The sequence below is a fragment of the Geodermatophilus sp. SYSU D00766 genome, from assembly GCF_054049915.1.
Genome location: NZ_JBJGYI010000029.1, coordinates 20,727 through 39,146, shown reverse-complemented (window position 1 = coordinate 39,146; position 18,420 = coordinate 20,727). Strand labels below are relative to the sequence as shown.

At 75.1% G+C, this 18,420-nt stretch carries 14 protein-coding genes; 12 read left to right on the top strand and 2 right to left on the bottom strand.

All coding sequences use genetic code 11. The features are described 5' to 3' along the window. Positions 1-55 precede the first annotated feature (55 nt). The 10 genes from ACI8AD_RS18400 to hpf all read left to right on the top strand — a co-directional run bounded on the left by ACI8AD_RS18400 (position 56) and on the right by hpf (position 13,373). On the top strand, positions 56-1,012 hold the full coding sequence (locus tag ACI8AD_RS18400) for a DUF808 domain-containing protein (protein ID WP_456871971.1): 957 nt from the start codon (positions 56-58) through the stop codon (positions 1,010-1,012). A gap of 79 nt (positions 1,013-1,091) precedes the next feature. After that, complete coding sequence (manA, locus tag ACI8AD_RS18395) at positions 1,092-2,267, top strand: mannose-6-phosphate isomerase, class I (RefSeq protein ID WP_456871970.1); 1,176 nt, start codon at positions 1,092-1,094, stop codon at positions 2,265-2,267. Between the two features lie 204 nt (positions 2,268-2,471). Further along, positions 2,472-4,751, top strand: coding sequence for a hypothetical protein (locus tag ACI8AD_RS18390; protein ID WP_456871969.1), 2,280 nt, complete (start codon positions 2,472-2,474; stop codon positions 4,749-4,751). A 79-nt stretch (positions 4,752-4,830) separates the two neighbouring features. After that, positions 4,831-5,685 (top strand): GmrSD restriction endonuclease domain-containing protein, encoded by an 855-nt coding sequence (locus ACI8AD_RS18385; RefSeq protein WP_456871968.1) that lies wholly within the window; start codon positions 4,831-4,833, stop codon positions 5,683-5,685. 147 nt (positions 5,686-5,832) lie between these two features. After that, positions 5,833-7,302 carry an adenosylhomocysteinase gene (gene ahcY, locus ACI8AD_RS18380; RefSeq protein WP_456871967.1) on the top strand — a complete coding sequence of 490 codons (1,470 nt, stop codon included), beginning with the start codon at positions 5,833-5,835 and terminating at the stop codon, positions 7,300-7,302. Positions 7,303-7,522: 220 nt separating this feature from the next. Further along, positions 7,523-8,230 (top strand): MtrAB system response regulator MtrA, encoded by a 708-nt coding sequence (mtrA, locus tag ACI8AD_RS18375; protein WP_089402256.1) that lies wholly within the window; start codon positions 7,523-7,525, stop codon positions 8,228-8,230. A 22-nt stretch (positions 8,231-8,252) separates the two neighbouring features. Continuing rightward, positions 8,253-9,992 carry an MtrAB system histidine kinase MtrB gene (mtrB, locus tag ACI8AD_RS18370; RefSeq protein WP_456871966.1) on the top strand — a complete coding sequence of 580 codons (1,740 nt, stop codon included), beginning with the start codon at positions 8,253-8,255 and terminating at the stop codon, positions 9,990-9,992. After that, on the top strand, positions 9,989-11,710 hold the full coding sequence (locus ACI8AD_RS18365; RefSeq protein ID WP_456871965.1) for an LpqB family beta-propeller domain-containing protein: 1,722 nt from the start codon (positions 9,989-9,991) through the stop codon (positions 11,708-11,710). The genes mtrB and ACI8AD_RS18365 overlap by 4 nt, the downstream gene beginning before the upstream one ends. A gap of 73 nt (positions 11,711-11,783) precedes the next feature. Then, complete coding sequence (locus tag ACI8AD_RS18360; protein WP_456871964.1) at positions 11,784-12,536, top strand: ComF family protein; 753 nt, start codon at positions 11,784-11,786, stop codon at positions 12,534-12,536. Positions 12,537-12,617: 81 nt separating this feature from the next. Next, positions 12,618-13,373, top strand: a complete 756-nt coding sequence (hpf, locus tag ACI8AD_RS18355) for a ribosome hibernation-promoting factor, HPF/YfiA family (protein ID WP_456871963.1) — start codon at positions 12,618-12,620, stop codon at positions 13,371-13,373. Between the two features lie 40 nt (positions 13,374-13,413). On the opposite strand, the gene ACI8AD_RS18350 is transcribed toward hpf, so the two are convergent. Together ACI8AD_RS18350 and ACI8AD_RS18345 are read right to left on the bottom strand one after the other, a co-directional pair. Then, positions 13,414-13,932, bottom strand: a complete 519-nt coding sequence (locus ACI8AD_RS18350; RefSeq protein ID WP_456871962.1) for a GNAT family N-acetyltransferase — start codon at positions 13,930-13,932, stop codon at positions 13,414-13,416. Between the two features lie 112 nt (positions 13,933-14,044). Next, entirely contained in the window at positions 14,045-14,437 is a 393-nt protein-coding gene (locus tag ACI8AD_RS18345; RefSeq protein WP_456871961.1) for a pyridoxamine 5'-phosphate oxidase family protein, read from the bottom strand. Positions 14,438-14,479: 42 nt separating this feature from the next. Between ACI8AD_RS18345 and ACI8AD_RS18340 the strand changes: the two genes are divergently transcribed. Then, on the top strand, positions 14,480-15,181 hold the full coding sequence (locus tag ACI8AD_RS18340) for an SDR family NAD(P)-dependent oxidoreductase (RefSeq protein ID WP_456871960.1): 702 nt from the start codon (positions 14,480-14,482) through the stop codon (positions 15,179-15,181). 60 nt (positions 15,182-15,241) lie between these two features. Then, positions 15,242-18,325: a preprotein translocase subunit SecA gene (secA, locus tag ACI8AD_RS18335; RefSeq protein ID WP_456871959.1), complete on the top strand. Its 3,084-nt coding sequence runs from the start codon at positions 15,242-15,244 to the stop codon at positions 18,323-18,325. Positions 18,326-18,420 lie beyond the last annotated feature (95 nt).

The window sequence follows — 18,420 nt, the reverse complement described above, 5'->3', positions numbered from 1 at the left end:
CCCGCCGCCTCCGGGTACTGGCACCCGGACCGCTCACCGACTGGAAGGACCTCCCGTGGCCGGTGGACTCGTGGCCCTGTTCGACGACGTGGCGCTCATCGCCCGCGCCGCCGCTGCCTCCATCGACGACGTCGGCGCCGCCGCCGGGCGGGCCGGCGTGAAGGCCGCCGGTGTCGTCGTCGACGACACCGCGGTCACCCCGCAGTACGTGCGCGGGCTGTCCGCCGAGCGCGAGATCCCGATCATCCGGCGCATCGCCGTCGGGTCGCTGCGCAACAAGCTGCTGATCATCCTCCCGGCGATCCTGCTGCTCAGCGAGTTCCTGCCGTGGCTGCTCACCCCGATCCTCATGGTCGGTGGGGCCTACCTCTGCTACGAGGGCGCCGAGAAGATCTGGCACCGGCTCCGGGGCGGCCACGACGACCACGCCACCGCCGAGGAGGCGGCGCCCGACGAGGAGAGCCTCGTCCGCGGGGCGGTGCGGACCGACCTCATCCTGTCGGCGGAGATCATGGTGATCTCGCTCAACGAGGTGGCCAGCGAGGGGTTCTGGTCCCGCGCGGCCATCCTCGCGGTGGTCGGCGTGCTCATCACCGTCCTCGTCTACGGCGTCGTCGCGCTCATCGTGAAGATGGACGACGCGGGGCTGCGCCTGTCGCGGTCGCAGCGCAAGGGCGTGGCCGGGCTGGGCCGCGGGCTGGTCAAGGCCATGCCCAGGCTGCTCACCGCCCTCACGGTGGTCGGCACCGTCGCGATGCTGTGGGTCGGCGGCCACATCCTGCTCGTCGGCAGCGACGAGCTCGGCCTGCACGCCGTGTACGGCCTCGTGCACCACCTCGAGGAACTGGCGCACGAGGCCACCGGTGCTCTCGGCGGGGTCGTGGGCTGGCTGGTCAACACCGCGGCCAGCGCCGTCGTGGGGCTCGTCGTCGGCGGGCTGGTCGTGCTGGTCCTGAGCCTGACGCTGCACCGGCGCAAGGACCCCGCCGCCCCCGGGACGACGACGCACTGACCGCAGGTCCGCCCCCTTCGAGGGGGAGGCGGGAGCGGACCGTCCGCGCCCGCTGCGCGCGCCAGTAGCCTCCACGCCGATGTGGCAGCTCAGCAGCGCGGTCCGGCACTACCCCTGGGGTAGCCGCACCGTCATCCCCGAACTGCTCGGCCGGCCCAGCCCGGCCGAGGAGCCCTACGCCGAGCTGTGGATGGGCGCGCACCCCGACCAGCCGAGCGTGCTGGCCGACGGCCGTCCCCTCGACGCGGCCATCACCGCCGACCCCGACCGGCTGCTCGGGCCGGCGGTCGTCGAGCGCTTCGGTCCGCGGCTGCCGTTCCTCATGAAGGTGCTCGCCGCCGACCGGCCGCTGTCGCTGCAGGCCCACCCCACCATGGCCCAGGCGCGGGCGGGCTACGCCGCCGAGGAGGCGGCCGGCGTCCCCAAGGACGACCCGGCGCGCACCTTCAAGGACCCGTGGCACAAGCCGGAGCTGCTGCTCGCGCTGACCACCTTCGAGGCCCTCTGCGGCTTCCGGCCGGTCGAGGAGTCGCTGCACTGCCTGGCCAAGCTGCAGCTGCCCGAGCTCAAGCCGACCATCGCGGCGCTGGCGCGCGGCGGCCTGCAGGCGGCCATCCCGCAGCTGCTGGCGCTGTCGGGCAAGCGGCGCACGCACCTGGTCGAGGTCGTCGCCCACCGGGCGGCCGGCTTCGTCGCCGCCCACGACCCGGAGTTCATCAACACCTACCGCTGGGCGACGACGCTGGCCGAGGCCTACCCGGGCGACCCGGGCGTGGTCATCTCCCTGATGTGCAACCACCTCAAGCTGGCCCCCGGTGAGGCGGTGTTCCTGCCGGCGGGCAACCTGCACGCCTACCTCTCCGGCGCCGGCGTCGAGGTCATGGCCAGCTCCGACAACGTGCTGCGCGGCGGGCTGACCAGCAAGCACGTCGACCTCGCCGCGCTCATCGAGGTCCTGGACTTCTCCGACGGCAAGATCCCGGTCCTGCACCCGGTGCTGGGTCCCGGCGGCCTGCGCTACCCCGTGCCGGTCGACGACTTCGACCTCACCCGCGTCCAGCTCGACGAGCAGGCCGGCCCGCTGGGCACCCGCGGCCCGCAGGTGGTGCTGTGCACGGAGGGCCGCGCGGTGCTCGGCGGACCCGACGGCGAGGTGGTGGTCGAGCGCGGGCAGTCGGCGTTCGTGCCGGCCGGCGTCCCGGTCACCGCCCACGGCCCGGCGGTCCTCTACCGGGCCACCACCAACCTGCGGTGACGCGGCGTCCCGGACCCACCCGGGACCCCGTCCGGCCGTGCCGGTGCACGGTGGCCGTGGTCACACCGGTGTACGGGAGGAACGGCACAGGACAGGATCTCGGGACGTGACCGTCTGCCGACCCCCGTCCCGCCGGCCCAGCGGCCCCGCGCCCGTCGACCGCGAGCGCGCCGGCCGCACGCCTGCCGCGCACCGGGGGAGCCGGTGACCGCCTCGACGTACGACGACGAGGTCCGCGCGACGGTCGTCGACCCGGAGGACCGCACGGCGCCGTCGGGCCCCTCGCGGGTGCGGCCCGCCCGGCGCCGCCGGGTGCCGGAGTGGCTGGTCGCCCTGGCCGTGGGCGTCGTGACGTGGCTGGTCGGGTGGCTCCCGTACCTGCTCGGCGAGTTCGTCTACTACGCCGGGGACCAGTACGACCAGAACATGCCGATGTGGCACCGCTTCGGCGAGGACCTGCTGGCCGGGCGGTGGCCGGTGCCCATGGACCCGGCGGCGTGGATGGGCGGCAACAACGCCGGCGAGGCGCTGACCGGCATCTGGAACCCGGTCAACCTGGCCGAGTTCGTCCTCGTCTCGCGCTTCGACGACCTCGCGCTCGCCGCCGCCGTCGTCTCGGTGCAGTTCCTCGGCCTGCTCGCCATGGGCACCTTCCTGCTGGCCCGCAGCCACGGCGCCCACCGCTGGCCGGCCGCGGCGGTGGGCGTCGCCGTCCCGTTCTCCGGCTTCGCGCTCTTCTACGAGGCCGGGGGCTGGCCGTACCACCTGATGGCCTTCACCTGGGTCACCTGGTTCTGGTGGGCGGCGCACCGACACACCCGGGGCCGGCTCAACCCGCTCGTGCCGGTCGTGTTCGGCGCCCTCGCCATGACGACGGGCAGCCCCTACGGCGCCTGCGGCGTCGTCGTCGTGCTCCTCGGCCTGGCCGTGGAGCTGCTGGTCCGGCGCCGGACCGGCCGGCTGGTGCACCTGGCCGTGGTGGGCCTGTGCGTCGGCGCGGTGGCGCTGCCGGTGTACCTGCCGCTGCTGGCCACCAACGAGGTCTCCTGGCGCTCGGACCTGGCGGGCCTGGCCAACGACACCTTCCTCGTCCCCGACCTCGGCGACCTCGCCGCCGGCAGCTCCCCGAGCTACCTGCCCTCGATGACGTACTGGGAGGGCGTCCTCGAGACCCGGCCGTCGGTCTACCTCGCCTGGTTCGTCCTGCCGCTGCTGCCGTGGCTGCGGTGGGACCGGCTGCGCCGTCGCCTGCGTCTCCTGCTGGGCACCGTGGTGACGGGGAGCGTCTTCCTGGTGCTCACGCTCGGCCCGTCCAACCTGTGGCTGTTCCGCTGGCCGATCCGGTTCGTCGACTACCTCTACCTGTCGGTGGCGGTCCTGTTCGCCGTCGCGCTCTCGGCGGGGCTGACCACGGCTGCCTGGCGCCGCCGGGCCGTTGCCAGCGCCGCGATCGTCGGCGGCGGGACCTACCTGGCGTGGGCGGTGCAGCCGTCGGGGCTGGGCGGGACCCACCTCACCGCCCTGGCGCTCGTCGCCGCCGGCACCGCCCTCGCCGTCCTCGCCCACCACCGGCGCGGCCTGCCCGCGCTGGGGGCCGTCCTGGTCGCCGGGACCGCGGCCGTCGTCGCCCTGCAGGGCGGCACGTTCCCCTACCGGCCGGACGGCGTGCTGTGGCGGGCGCCGTCCGACGTGGCGGCGATGCAGGAGGGCGCCGCTCCCTACCGGGGGACGGTCCTGCAGGTGGCCACGATGAACGGCGTCACGACCGAGCAGATGCGCCGCGGCGAGCTCCTGTTCGGCAACATGCAGCAGCTGGTCGGGCACGAGACGGTCGGCAGCTACACCGGCATCGGGTTCGACGAGTTCGGCGACGAGCTGTGCATGGGTTACCGCGGCGAGCCCTGTGCCGACGCGTGGGACCGGCTGTGGCAGCCCACCGGGGAGGGCGTCCCGGTGCCGCTGGTCGACGCGCTGCGGGTGTCCACCCTCGTCGTGCAGCGCGTCCTGGTGCCCGACGTCGCCGACACCCCGCCGCCGCCCGGGTGGGCCGTCGCCGAGGTCAGCGACGCGCGCGTGGTCTGGGTGCGCGAGCAGCCGCTGACCGGCGAGGGGCGGGTGTCGTGGTCAGCACCGGGCGTCGACGTCGTCGAGGACACCGCCCGGCTCGACCGCGAGCTCGTCGGCTACCGGTCCGACCGCGAGGTCGTCGGCTACCGGGCCGATGCGGCCGGGGAGGTCCTGTTCGCCCGGCTGGCCTGGCCGGGGTACACCGCGACCGTCGACGGCCGGCCCGTCGAGGTGACCGACGGGCCGGCCGGCCTGGTCAGCGTCGAGGTCCCGGCCGGGGAGCACGAGCTCGTCCTCCGGTACGAGGCCCCGGGGCTGCGGACCGGCGCCCTGGCAGCCCTCGCCGCGGGCGTCGTCGCGGTGGTGCAGGCCGTCGTCTGGTGGGCGACCGGGCGCCGCCGCCGCCGGCGTCGCTGACGGCCCGTCCCGGGCGTGGCACCCACGTCGGCGACCGGATCCGGCCTAGCGTCGGGACTCCCCGCATCCCGGGAGTCCCGTGCACCCGCGTCCCCGTCCCGTCCCGCGCCGCCTCCTGGTCACGGCCGTCGCCGTGGTCGTCGGCAGCGGGCTCGCCGGCTGCGACGTCGTCGACGAGCCGGCGGCCGCCCCGCCCGGTGCCGGGACCAGCGCCCTGGAGGCGCTGGACTCCGTGCCGGTGCGCGGCCGGGCGCCGCGCACCGGCTACGACCGCGACGAGTTCGGCGAGGCCTGGGCCGACACCGACCGCAACGGCTGCGACACCCGCAACGACGTCCTCGCCCGCGACCTCACCGCGGTGCAGTTCCGGCCGGGCAGTGACTGCGTCGTCGTCGCGGGCACCCTGGCCGACCCCTACTCCGGCCGCACCATCGAGTTCCGCCGCGGCGAGGGCACCAGCGAGGCGGTGCAGATCGACCACGTCGTCGCGCTGTCGGACGCCTGGCAGAAGGGCGCCCGGGAGTGGGACGACGCCCGCCGGACCGAGTTCGCCAACGACCCGCTGAACCTGCTCGCCGTCGACGGGCCGCTCAACCAGGCCAAGGGCGACTCCGACGCCGCCACCTGGCTGCCGCCGGACCGCTCCTCCCGCTGCGCCTACGTGGCCCGCCAGGTCGCGGTCAAGCTCGAGTACGGGCTGTGGATGACCGCCGCGGAGCGCGACGCGGCCGCCACGGTGCTCGGCACCTGCCCGGACGAGCCGCTGCCCGGCGGCACCCCGCTGCCGGCCCAGCAGACGCCGCCGCCGGACCGGCAGCCGTACGCCGACTGCGCCGCGGTCCGGGCCGCGGGCGCCGCGCCGATCCGCGAGGGCGAGCCCGGGTGGAACCCGGCCCTCGACGGCGACGGGGACGGGGTCGGCTGCGAGTCCTGAGGCTGCGGCGGGCCGGCGGTATGCTCGACGACGGCACGAGCCCCGCCGAAGCCTCGGCATGCTCGCTCTCCCCGCCGTGCGCGGGGATCGCAGCGAACACGCATCCGACTCGCCCGGCCTCGCGACCGGGCCGATCCCTGGAGCGACATGACCAGCACCCTGACCGGTGGCGACTTCAAGGTCGCCGACCTCTCCCTGGCCGGCTTCGGCCGCAAGGAGATCTCCCTCGCCGAGCACGAGATGCCCGGCCTGATGGCGCTGCGCGCCGAGTACGGCGACGCGCAGCCGCTCGCCGGCGCCCGGATCGCCGGCTCCCTGCACATGACCGTGCAGACCGCCGTCCTCATCGAGACCCTCGTCGCGCTCGGCGCCGACGTCCGCTGGGTCTCCTGCAACATCTTCTCCACCCAGGACCACGCTGCCGCCGCGGTCGTCGTCGGCGACGGCACCCCCGAGCAGCCCGCCGGCGTGCCGGTGTTCGCCTGGAAGGGCGAGACGCTGGAGGAGTACTGGTGGTGCACCCAGCGGCTGTTCGAGTTCCGCGACGAGGACGGCGCCGTCGTCGGCCCGAACATGCTCCTCGACGACGGCGGTGACGCCACGCTGCTGGTGCACCTGGGCACCCGCTTCGAGGCCGAGGGCGCCGTCCCGGAGACCACCGGGTCCGACTCGGAGGAGTACGGCGTCATCCTCGCCGCGCTGCGCGAGAGCCTGGCCGGCGACGCCGGCTACTGGACCCGCATCGGCCAGGGCATCCGCGGTGTCACCGAGGAGACGACCACCGGCGTCATGCGCCTGTACGAGCTGGCCCGCGACGGCCGGCTGCTGTTCCCGGCGATCAACGTCAACGACTCGGTCACCAAGAGCAAGTTCGACAACCTCTACGGCTGCCGCCACTCGCTCATCGACGGCATCAACCGCGCCACCGACGTCATGATCGGCGGCAAGGTGGCCGTGGTGTGCGGCTACGGCGACGTCGGCAAGGGCTGCGCGGAGTCGCTGCGCGGCCAGGGCGCCCGGGTGATCGTCACCGAGATCGACCCGATCAACGCGCTGCAGGCGGCGATGCACGGCTACGAGGTGGCCACGCTCGACGAGGTCATCGGCAAGGCGGACTTCATCATCACCGCCACCGGCAACCGCGACGTCATCACCGCCGAGCAGCTCGCCCGGACCAAGCACCAGGCGATCGTGGGCAACATCGGCCACTTCGACAACGAGATCGACATCGCCGGGCTGGCCCGTACCCCCGGGATCGAGCGGACCACCATCAAGCCGCAGGTCGACGAGTGGCGGTTCGCCGACGGCCACACGATCATCGTGCTCTCCGAGGGCCGGCTGCTGAACCTGGGCAACGCCACCGGGCACCCCAGCTTCGTCATGAGCGCCTCGTTCTCCAACCAGGTCCTCGCCCAGATCGAGCTGTGGGGCAACCGGGCCGCGTACGAGGGTCGGGAGCCGTCGGTCACGGTGCTGCCGAAGAAGCTCGACGAGCACGTGGCCCGGCTGCACCTCGCCGCGCTCGGCGTGCGGCTCACCGAGCTGACCAAGGTGCAGGCCGACTACATCGGCGTGCCGGTCGAGGGTCCCTACAAGAGCGATCACTACCGCTACTGACGGAGGGCCCCGCGCGCCACGATCAGGTGACCTGATCGTGGCGGGTCCTCCCTCACCGTGCGGCGTCCTCCCTCACGGTGGGACGTGGGGGAGGACGCCCGGGGATCAGGTCACCTGATCCCGGCCCCACCCGGCCCGATCCGGGCACCACGGGCGGCGCCGGACCGGCACGCCGGTCTGGCGCCGCCGTGATCGGCCCGTGACGTCGCAGAATGGTCTCGTGCCTCCGACCGCAGCGAACAACGGGCCCAGTCGCGGCCGCGTCCTGGTCGTCGACGACGACGCCGCCCTCGCCGAGATGCTCGGCATCGTGCTGCGGCGGGAGGGCTACGACCCCGCCTTCGTCTCCGACGGCAACCGGGCGCTGTCGGTGTTCCAGCAGACGCGGCCCGACATCGTCCTGCTCGACCTCATGCTGCCCGGCCGCAACGGGCTGCAGATCGCCCAGGACATCCGGGCCCAGTCCACCGTCCCGATCGTCATGCTCACCGCCAAGGGCGACACCATCGACGTCGTCCAGGGTCTCGAGGCCGGTGCCGACGACTACGTGACCAAGCCGTTCAAGCCGGTGGAGCTGGTGGCCCGGGTGCGCGCGCAGCTGCGCCGCGGCGAGACCGGGCAGGCCGAGACGCTGGCCATCGGCGACGTGCAGATCGACGTCCCGGCCCACCAGGTGACCCGCGACGGCCAGGCGATCGCCCTCACCCCGCTGGAGTTCGACCTGCTGGTGGCGCTGGCCCGCAAGCCCCGCCAGGTGTTCACCCGCGAGCTGCTGCTCGAGCAGGTGTGGGGCTATCGCCACGCCGCCGACACCCGGCTGGTCAACGTCCACGTGCAGCGGCTGCGCGCCAAGATCGAGCGCGACCCCGAGAAGCCCGAGATCGTGCTGACCGTCCGCGGCGTGGGCTACAAGGCCGGCCCGCCGTGACCTGCGCCCCGCGGGTGCGCCGGTGAGCACCACCGAGCGGGCCGCCCCCGCCGCCGAGGACACCGACGACACCGGGGACACCGGGGTCCCCGCACCGGCCGCACCGCGCACCGCCCGGCGGCTGCCGCGCGACCTGCCCACGCTGCGCCGCGGCGTGCGCCGGCGGGCCGGCCGGGCCCGGCGGGCCGGCCGCGCGCTGCTGGCCGCCGCGGTCTCGGCCTGGCGGTCCTCGCTGCACGTGCGCATCGGCGCGATCACGATGGTGGTGGCCGGCACGGTCGTCGTCATCGTCAGCCTGGTGCTGTTCAGCCAGATCCGCACCCAGCTGCTCACCGTCAAGGAGCAGGCGGCCATCGACCAGGTGCAGTCGGGCGTCTTCTACGCCCAGACCGAGGTGGTCGGCATCGCCGCCGGGGACGCGGCCAGCGTGCGGACGACGCTGGACCGCACCGTCAAGCAGCTGCTCACCCGGGGCGGGTCGGCCGGCAGCTTCGACGTCGTCATGGTCTACCGGACCGGCGACACCGAGCGGCCGCCGGCGTCCAGCCGGCCCGGGATCTACTCGGCGCTGCCCGACGGGCTGCGCGCCGACGTCCGGGGCGGCGGGCAGTCCTACCAGTACGCGATGGTCCCCAACCGGTCCGGCCAGCCCCGGCCGACGCTGCTGGTCGGGTCCCAGGTCCCCGGCGGGGCGTCGTCGGCGGGCCAGATCGAGCTGTACTACGCCTTCCCCCTCGACCAGGAGGAGGAGACGCTCTCGCTGATCCGCAGCACGGTGGCGATCAGCGGCATCGCGCTGACCCTCTTCGTCGCGGGCATCGGGGTGCTGGTCACCCGGCTGGTGGTCGACCCCGTGCGCCGCGCGGCCGGCACCGCGCAGCGGCTGGCCGAGGGGCAGCTCGAGGAACGGATGGCCGTCCGCGGCGAGGACGACCTGGCCCGGCTGGCCACCAGCTTCAACGCCATGGCCGACAGCCTGCAGCGGCAGATCACCCAGCTGGAGGGCCTGTCGCAGTTGCAGCAGCGCTTCACCAGCGACGTCAGCCACGAGCTGCGCACCCCGCTGACCACCGTGCAGATGGCCGCCGAGGTGCTCCACGAGTCGCGCGGGGACTTCCCGGCGCACGTGGCCCGCTCGGCCGAGCTGCTGCACGAGGAGCTCGACCGCTTCGAGCGGCTGCTGTCGGACCTGCTCGAGATCAGCCGCTACGACGCCGGGGCCGCCGTCCTCGACTGGGCGCCCACCGACCTCGGCGTCCTCGTCGGGCGGGTGACCGACGGGATGTCGGCGCTGGCCGAGCGGCACGGCTGCGAGCTGCAGGTGACCTGCCCGCCCGACCCGGTGATCGCCGAGGTCGACGCCCGCCGGGTGGAGCGCATCCTGCGCAACCTGGTGGGCAACGCCATCGAGCACGGCAGCGGCAAGCCGGTCGAGGTGACGCTGGCGGCCAACCGGACGGCGGCCGCGGTGACCGTCCGCGACCACGGCGTCGGGCTGTCCTCGGCCGACGCGCAGCACGTCTTCGACCGGTTCTGGCGGGCCGACCCCTCCCGGGTGCGCACCGTCGGCGGCAGCGGCCTGGGCCTGTCGATCAGCCTCGAGGACGCCCGGCTGCACGGCGGCTGGCTGCAGGTCTGGGGCCAGCCGGGGCTCGGCGCGCAGTTCCGGCTCACCGTCCCGCTCAGCGCCGGTGCCGACCTGACCAGCTCCCCGCTGCCCCTGCGCCCGACGATCGTGCGGCGGCCGGCGGTGCGGCGGTGAGACGCGGCCCGGCCGTCGTCGCGGCGCTCGTGCTGGGGCTGCTCCCGGCCTGCTCCACCGTGCCCTCCTCGTCCTCGCCGGTGGCGATCACCGAGGCGCCGGCCCGCCCGGCCGGCGAGGTGGGCATCGAGCCGATCGGCCCGGCCCCCGACGCCCCGCCGGAGGAGATCGTGCGGGGCTTCGTCGACGCCGCGGCCAGCACCGTGCAGCGGCACCCGGTCGCCCGCGACCACCTGACCCCCGACGCCGCGGCCACCTGGTCCGACGAGACCGGCATCACCCTGGTCGGCGCCGACTACGCCACGGTCACCACCGACGCGGGCACCGTCGCCATGACCGGTGAGCTGGTGGGCACCATCGACCCCCGCGGGGTGTTCACCGCGGCCTCCGGCACCGGGGTGTTCACCCACGAGTTCGCCCTCGCCGAGGTCGGCGGGCAGTGGCGGATCGCCAACCCGCCCGAGGGCCTGGTCATGCTCGTGCCCGACTTCGAGCGGCTCTACGACGACCTCGCCGCCTACTTCGTCGACCCGACCGGGCAGCGGGTGGTGCCCGACCCGCGCTACCTGCTCGGCGGGGAGGCCCAGCCGACGACGCTCGTGCAGCGGCTGATCGACGGCCCGTCCCCGGCGCTCGCCGCCGGCGTCGACAACGCCCTCGCCGGGGTCACGCTGACCCGGGCGGTGACCGTCTCGGGGTCCACCGTCACCGTCGACCTCGCCGGCCTCGGCGACACCCCGCCGGCCCAGCTGTCGCAGCTGTGCGCCCAGCTGGTCTGGACCCTCGACCAGCTCGACGGCGTCAGCTCCGTGGAGATCACCACCAACGGCGACCCGCTGCCGCTGGAGGGCCCGCCGGCCGTGCAGCGCTCCGACGACTGGGCCGCCTTCAGCCCCGAGTCGGTGCCCGCCGACGCCGGCGGGCACTACCTCGACGCCGGGCGGCTGATGACCGTCGACGCCCAGCCCGCGCCCGGACCGGCCGGCACCGGCGCCTACGCCCTCACCGCCGCCGCGGTGTCGGCCGACCCGCGCACCAGCGCGCTGACCGAGATGGTGGGCGTCTCGGTCAGCGGCGGGACGGCGTCCCTGCTGGCCGGCCGCTACGGCCAGGACCTCGCCCCGGTGATGCCCCCCGCGGGCCGGCTGTCGGTGCCCACCGTCGCCGCGACCCGGTCGGAGTTCTGGGTGGTCCGCGACGAGACGACCGTCGTGCGGGTGCCCGCCGGCGGGTCGCCGCAGCCGGTCAACGCCCCCACCCTGGCCGAGCGCGGCCGGGCGACGGCGCTGCAGCTCTCGCCCGACGGGGTCCGCGCCGCCGTCGTCGTCCGCAACGGCGACACCTCCGACCTGTACGTGGGCATCGTGGTGCGCTCCGACGACGGGTCGGTCGTCCTGCGCGACCTGCGCGAGGTCGTGCCGTCGCTGGGCGCGGTCTCCGACGTCGCCTGGCGGACGGCCGGCCGGCTCATGGTGCTCGCGGCCGACGGTGGGGAGGAGGGGGTCCGGCCCTTCCTCGTGGGCGTCGACGGCTGGGGGCTGGAGGAGGTGCCCACCGCCGGTCTGCCCAGCCCGCCCACGGCCCTGGCCGCCGCACCGGGGCAGGACCCGCTGGTGAGCGCCGGCGGCTCGGTGTGGGAGCTGTCGGGCGGCACCTGGGTGACCCTCATCCGCGGCCAGCAGCCGGTGCCCGGCACCGAGCCGTTCTACCCCGTGTGAGGTCGGCGGCCGGCCCGTCCACAGATGCCTCGACGGCCGCCCGGGCGGCCGCCGCCCGCCGCAGGGTGGAGCGGTGCGCGCGCTCGCGGCGGCCCTCGCCGACCTCGTCCTGCCGCGCACCTGCGCCGGCTGCGGTGTCCCCGGGCCGGTGCTGTGCCGGCGCTGCGGCGCACTGCTGACCCGGCCGCGGGAGGCCGCACCGCGGCGGGTGCCGTGGGGGATGCCGCCGACCGTGGCCGCCGGCGCCTACGCCGGGCCGGTGCGCCCGGCGGTGGTCGCCTTCAAGGAGCGCGGCCGGGCGGAGCTGGCCGGGCCGCTGGGCGCCGCGCTGGCCCTCGCCGCCGGCGTGCACGCCGCGCTGCTGCCCGGCCGGCCGCTGCTGCTGGTCCCGGTGCCGCCGAGCCGGGCCGCGCTGCGGGCGCGCGGGCGCGACCACGTGCGCGAGCTCGCCGTCGCCGCCGTGGCCGAGCTGAGGGCGGCCGGCGTCGACGCCCGGCAGGCCCGCCTGCTCGCCCGCACCGGCCGGGTGCGCGACTCGGCCGGGCTGGGCGCCGCCGAGCGGCGGGCCAACCTCGCCGGGACCTTCAGCGCACGGCGGGCCGCGGTGCCGTCCGGAGCGGTGCTCGTGGTCGTCGACGACGTCGTCACCAGCGGCGCGACGCTCACCCAGGCGGCCGCCGGGCTGACCGCGATCCGCCGCGACGGCGACGTCCCGCTGTTGGCCGCCGTGGTCGCCGCCACCCCGCGACCGGCCGCCCGCGCCCTTCCCGCGCGGCCGCCAGGGGGGTCGTCAGACCGATCCCGGATGGCCGCCGGGGAGTCATAGCGAGACCGTCTCGATCGACTGTCCGGCCCCCTGGACAGCGACTAGCGTGGCATCGGTCACACCCGACGACCGGGAGGTCCTATGGAGATCGTGGTCCGTGGCCGCAACGTCGAGGTGCCGGAGCACTACCGGCAGCACGTGGAGGACAAGGTCGGCCAGCTCGAGCGGTTCGACGGCAAGCTGTCCCGCATCGACGTCGAGTTGTTCCACGAGAAGAACCCCCGACAATCCGCCAACTGCCAGCGCGTGGAGATCACCCTGCGCGGCAAGGGCCCCGTGGTCCGCGCCGAGGCCAGCGCGCCGGACTTCTACGCCGCCCTCGACCTGAGCTGCGCCAAGCTCGACAACCGCCTGCGCCGCGCCAACGACCGTCGGCGCGTGCACCACGGCCGGCGCACGCCGCCCAGCGTCCGCGTGTCCGCCGCCGACGCCGCCCCGCTGCAGACCCCGGCGGTGGGCGTCCCCGACCTCGACGAGCAGCTCGGGCAGCAGCCCGGCCTGCAGGTCGACGGCGAACCGCTGGCCACCGACCCCGACGAGCACCTGCCGGGGCGGGTCGTGCGGGAGAAGCACCACCCCGCCACCCCGATGACCGTCGACCAGGCCCTGCTCGAGATGGAGCTCGTGGGGCACGACTTCTACCTCTTCCACTGCGCCGACACCGGCCGCCCGACGGTCGTCTACCGGCGGCACGCCTTCGACTACGGCCTCATCCGGCTCGTCGACCCGCCGATCGGCGAGGCCGGCACCGCCGCATCCAGCACCGCCGCGTCCACCACCGCCGGGTCGGCCTCCGCCCGACCCGCCCCGACCGAGCCCACGGTCGTCCCGCGCTGACCCCTCGCGGGGACCCGGCCGCCTCGCCGGGTCCCCGCGCTCAGTCGCCGGCCACCCGGCCGAAGAGCACCGCGTCGCCGCGCGTGCCGTCCGGGTACTCCAGGCACCGGCGCACCACGCCCTCCTCGGTGAAGCCCGCGCGGCGCGCCACCGCCTGCGACGGGCTGTTCGCCACGTCGGTGAACAGGTGCACCCGCGGCGCCCCGCGGGTGAGCGCCCAGACCGCCAGCCCCGCGGCGGCCTCCGCCGCGTAGCCGCGCCGGCGGGCCCACGGGGCGATCCAGTAGCCGATCTCCGGCCCCAGCCGGCCGCCGGTCAGGTGGTGCAGGCCGCAGGCGCCGACGAACGCGCCGTCGGCCTCGATCGCGCAGCCGAGGTCGGTGCCGGCGGCGCGGCCGCCCGGGGCGACCCGCAGCACGAAGTCGGCGGCGGAGTCCCGGGTGTAGGGGGAGGGCAGCGCGGTCAGCCAGCGCCGGGTCGTCGGGTCCTGGCAGGCCCGGAAGACGGGGTCGACGTCGTCCTCGCGCATCGGGCGCAGCAGCAGGCGGGCGGTGCTCACCACCTCGGTGGTGAGGTCGACGCCGGTCAGCGAAAGGACCCCGTCCCTCTCATCGCTCGCGCGCTCGCGACGAGCCTCCGGACGGGGCCGAGGAGCGGTCATGCCCTGATGGTCACGCGTTGCCCAGCACCCGGTCGACCGAGATCTCCAGGACCACCCGCTGCGGGTTCTCCCGGGGGGCGCGGTAGCGCTGCGCGTAGCGCGCCTCGGCGTCGGCCACCGAGGCGGCGTCGTCGCGGACCACGGCCGTCCCCTCCAGGGTCAGCCACCGCCGGCCCTCGACCTGGCAGACGGCGACCCGCGCCTGCCCGTCGCGCACGTGCCGCGCCTTGGCCGACCCGCGCGAGGTGATCACCCGGGCGGTGGCGGTGGCGGGGTCGAAGGTGACGCCGACGGGGACGACGTGCGGGCTGCCGTCGGCGCGCAGCGTGGTGAGCGTGGCCAGGTGCCGCTCGGTGAGGAAGACGAGCAGTTCCGGCGCGAGATCGTGCGGGTCGTGGGCCACGCGGAGAGGTTAGGTGGCCGGGACGGCGGGCACCGGCCGCGCGTGGAGCTGGCGGGGGCGCGGGTGCTGGTGGCCGGTGCGACGGGGGAGCTGGGCGGGGACCTGGCGCGGGCGCTGGCCGGGGCCGGCGCGCGGGTGGCGCTGACCGGGCGCGACGACGGCCGGCTGCAGGCGCTGGCCGCCGAGCTCGGCGGCGCCCCCGCGCGGGCCGCGGACGCCGTCGACGTCGAGGCGGTCCGGGCCGCGGTGCAGCACGCCGCGGCGGCCCTCGGGGGCCTCGACGCCGTCGTCGTCGCGTGGGGCGTGGTCGCCTTCGGGCCGGCCGCCGAGGCCGACGACGCGGTCACCGAGGAGCTGTTCGCCGTCAACACGCTGGCGCCGATGAGCCTGGTGCGCGCCGCGCTGCCGCACCTGGCCGACGGGGGCGCCGTCGTCCTGCTGTCGGCGATCGTGGCCGACGCGCCCACGCTGGGCATGGCCGAGTACTCGGCGAGCAAGGCGGCGCTGTCGGCGTGGGCCGCGGTGCTGCGGCGGGAGCTGCGCGGCCGGTCGATCGCGGTCCTCGACGTGCGGCCGCCGCACGTCGACACCGGCCTGGTCGACCGGGCGCTCGCCGGCACCCCGCCCCGGCTGCCCGCCGGGCACGACCGCGGCGAGGTGGTCGGCGCGGTGCTCGACGGCCTGCGCGAGGGGGCCCGGGAGGTCGTCCTCGACCCGCGGGAGAGGCGCCTGGTCCGGCGCTGAACCGCCGCGGGCCGCGTGCGGCCTCCCCGGCATGCCCGGCGGGCCGCCTACGCTGGACCCGTGGTGTTCTCGAGGATCCTCCGTGCCGGAGAGGGCAAGCTCGTCCGTCGACTGGAGCGGATCGCCGACGCGATCGACCTGCTCTCCGACGACGTCGCCGACCTGACCGACGCCGAGCTGCGCGCCAAGACCGACGAGTTCAAGCAGCGTCTGGACGACGGCGAGACCCTCGACCAGCTGCTGCCGGAGGCCTTCGCCGTCGTGCGGGAGGCCGCCACCCGGACGCTGGGCCAGCGGCACTTCCGGGTGCAGCTCATGGGCGGTGCCGCGCTGCACCTGGGCAACATCGCCGAGATGCGCACCGGTGAGGGCAAGACCCTGACCGGCGTGCTGCCGGCCTACCTCAACGCGCTCACCGGCGAGGGCGTGCACGTGGTCACGGTCAACGACTACCTGGCCAAGCGCGACGCCGAGTGGATGGGCCGGGTGCACCGCTTCCTCGGCCTCAGCGTCGGCACCATCCTGTCCGGGGAGAAGCCGGCCCACCGCCGCGAGCAGTACGCCTGCGACATCACCTACGGCACGAACAACGAGTTCGGCTTCGACTACCTGCGCGACAACATGGCCTGGTCCAAGGCCGACCTCGTGCAGCGCGGCCACCACTACGCGATCGTCGACGAGGTCGACTCCATCCTCATCGACGAGGCCCGCACCCCGCTGATCATCAGCGGCCCGGCCGAGTCGGCCGGCAAGTGGTACGTCGAGTTCGCCCGGATCGTGCCGCTGATGAAGCGCGACCAGCACTACGAGGTGGAGGAGGCCAAGCGCACGGTCGCCGTCACCGAGGAGGGCGTGGAGTTCGTCGAGGACCAGCTCGGCATCGACAACCTCTACGAGGCGGTCAACACCCCGCTGATCGGCTACCTGAACAACGCGCTGAAGGCCAAGGAGCTCTTCCACCGCGACCAGCAGTACATCGTCAGCAACGGCGAGGTGCTCATCGTCGACGAGTTCACCGGCCGCGTGCTGGCCGGCCGGCGCTACAACGAGGGCATGCACCAGGCCATCGAGGCCAAGGAGAAGGTGCAGATCAAGGACGAGAACCAGACGCTCGCCACGATCACCCTGCAGAACTACTTCCGGCTCTACGAGAAGCTCTCCGGGATGACCGGCACCGCCCAGACGGAGGCGGCCGAGCTCTCCCAGACCTACAAGCTGGGCGTCGTCCCGATCCCGACGAACCGGCCGATGGTCCGCGAGGACCGCTCCGACGTCATCTACAAGACGGAGAAGGCGAAGTTCGACGCCGTCATCGACGACATCGCCGAGCGGCACGAGGCCGGCCAGCCGGTCCTCGTCGGCACCGCCAGCGTCGAGAAGTCCGAGATCCTCGACAAGCTGCTGCTGCGCCGGGGCATCCCGCACGAGGTGCTCAACGCGAAGAACCACGCGCGGGAGGCGGCGATCGTCGCCCAGGCCGGCCGGCTCGGCGCGGTCACCGTGGCCACCAACATGGCCGGCCGCGGCACCGACATCCAGCTCGGCGGCAACCCCGAGTTCATCGCCGACGAGGTGCTGCGGGCCCGCGGCCTGTCGCCGTCGGAGACCCCCGACGAGTACGAGGCCGCCTGGGACGAGGCGCTGCAGGCGGCCAAGGACCAGGTCAAGGCCGAGCACGAGGAGGTCGCCGAGGCCGGCGGCCTGTACGTGCTGGGCACCGAGCGGCACGAGAGCCGCCGCATCGACAACCAGCTGCGCGGCCGGTCGGGCCGGCAGGGCGACCCGGGGGAGTCGCGGTTCTACCTCTCCCTCGGCGACGACCTGATGCGCCGGTTCAACGGCCCGATGCTCGAGTCGATGATGACCACGCTGCGCGTCCCCGACGACCAGCCGATCGAGTCGAAGATGGTCACCCGGGCCATCCGCTCGGCGCAGACGCAGGTCGAGCAGCAGAACTTCGAGGTCCGCAAGGACGTCCTCAAGTACGACGAGGTCCTCAACCGGCAGCGCACGGTCATCTACGACGAGCGCCGCAAGGTCCTCGACGGCGAGGACCTGCACGAGCAGGTGCAGCACATGCTCGACGACGTCGTCGGCGCCTACGTCGACGGCGCGACCGAGACCGGCTACGCCGAGGACTGGGACCTCGAGAAGCTGTGGACGGGGTTGAAGTCGCTGTACCCGGTGGGCCTGGACCAGGCGGAGCTGCTCGACCGCGTGGCCGACGGCGAGCAGGCCGCGCTGACCGCCGACGTGCTCAAGCGGGAGCTGCTCGACGACGTCCACCGCGCCTACGACGAGCGCGAGGCGGCGCTGGGCGCGGAGGTCATGCGCGAGCTCGAGCGGCGGGTGCTGCTCAGCGTGCTCGACCGCAAGTGGCGCGAGCACCTCTACGAGATGGACTACCTGCGGGCCGGCATCCACCTGCGCGCGATGGCCAACCGCGACCCGGTCGTGGAGTACCAGCGCGAGGGCTTCGACATGTTCTCCGCGATGCTCGACGGCATCAAGGAGGAGTCGGTCGGCTTCCTGTTCAACCTCGAGGTCAAGACCAAGGAGCAGCAGGAGGCCGAGGCCCGCGCCCAGCAGGCCGAGGCCGAGGCGAAGGCGCTGGCCGCCGCGCAGGAGGGCACCGCCCGCGTGCTCGCCCGCCAGCGCGCCGCCCAGGAGGCCGCCGCCCGGGAGGCCGCCGCGACCGCTGCCGCCCCGGCCCCCGCTCCGGCGGACGGAGCCCCGGTCGAGGGGGACGGCGCCGTGCCGGCTCCCGCCGCCGCCCCGGTGTCGGTGGCCAAGCCGGCGGCCAAGCCCGCCGCCCGGCGCTCGACGGGCGCCCCGGCGGGCCGGCCGGGCGTGCGCAGCGGTGGCCGGCACGCGGCTCCGGCGGACGACGCGCCGTCCCCGGCGGCCTCCTCGCCGTCGGGCACCGGCCCGCAGCTGGCGGTCAAGGGCCTCGACGAGCCGCGCCGGCAGGAGAACCTGAGCTACTCGGCGCCGTCGCTGGACCCGTCGGCGAAGGAGAGCGGCCGGGCGAAGGCGGCCAAGACCGCCACCGTCACCGGCACCAAGGAGCCGGCCCGCAACGCGCCGTGCCCCTGCGGGTCGGGCAAGAAGTACAAGGCCTGCCACGGAGCCGCCGGCCGCTGACACCGGCACCGGCGACACCCTCCGGCGCCCCGCCGACCCGTCGAGGTCGGCGGGGCGCCGTCGTCGTCGCGGTGGTGCCCGGCGTCCGCTGCCCG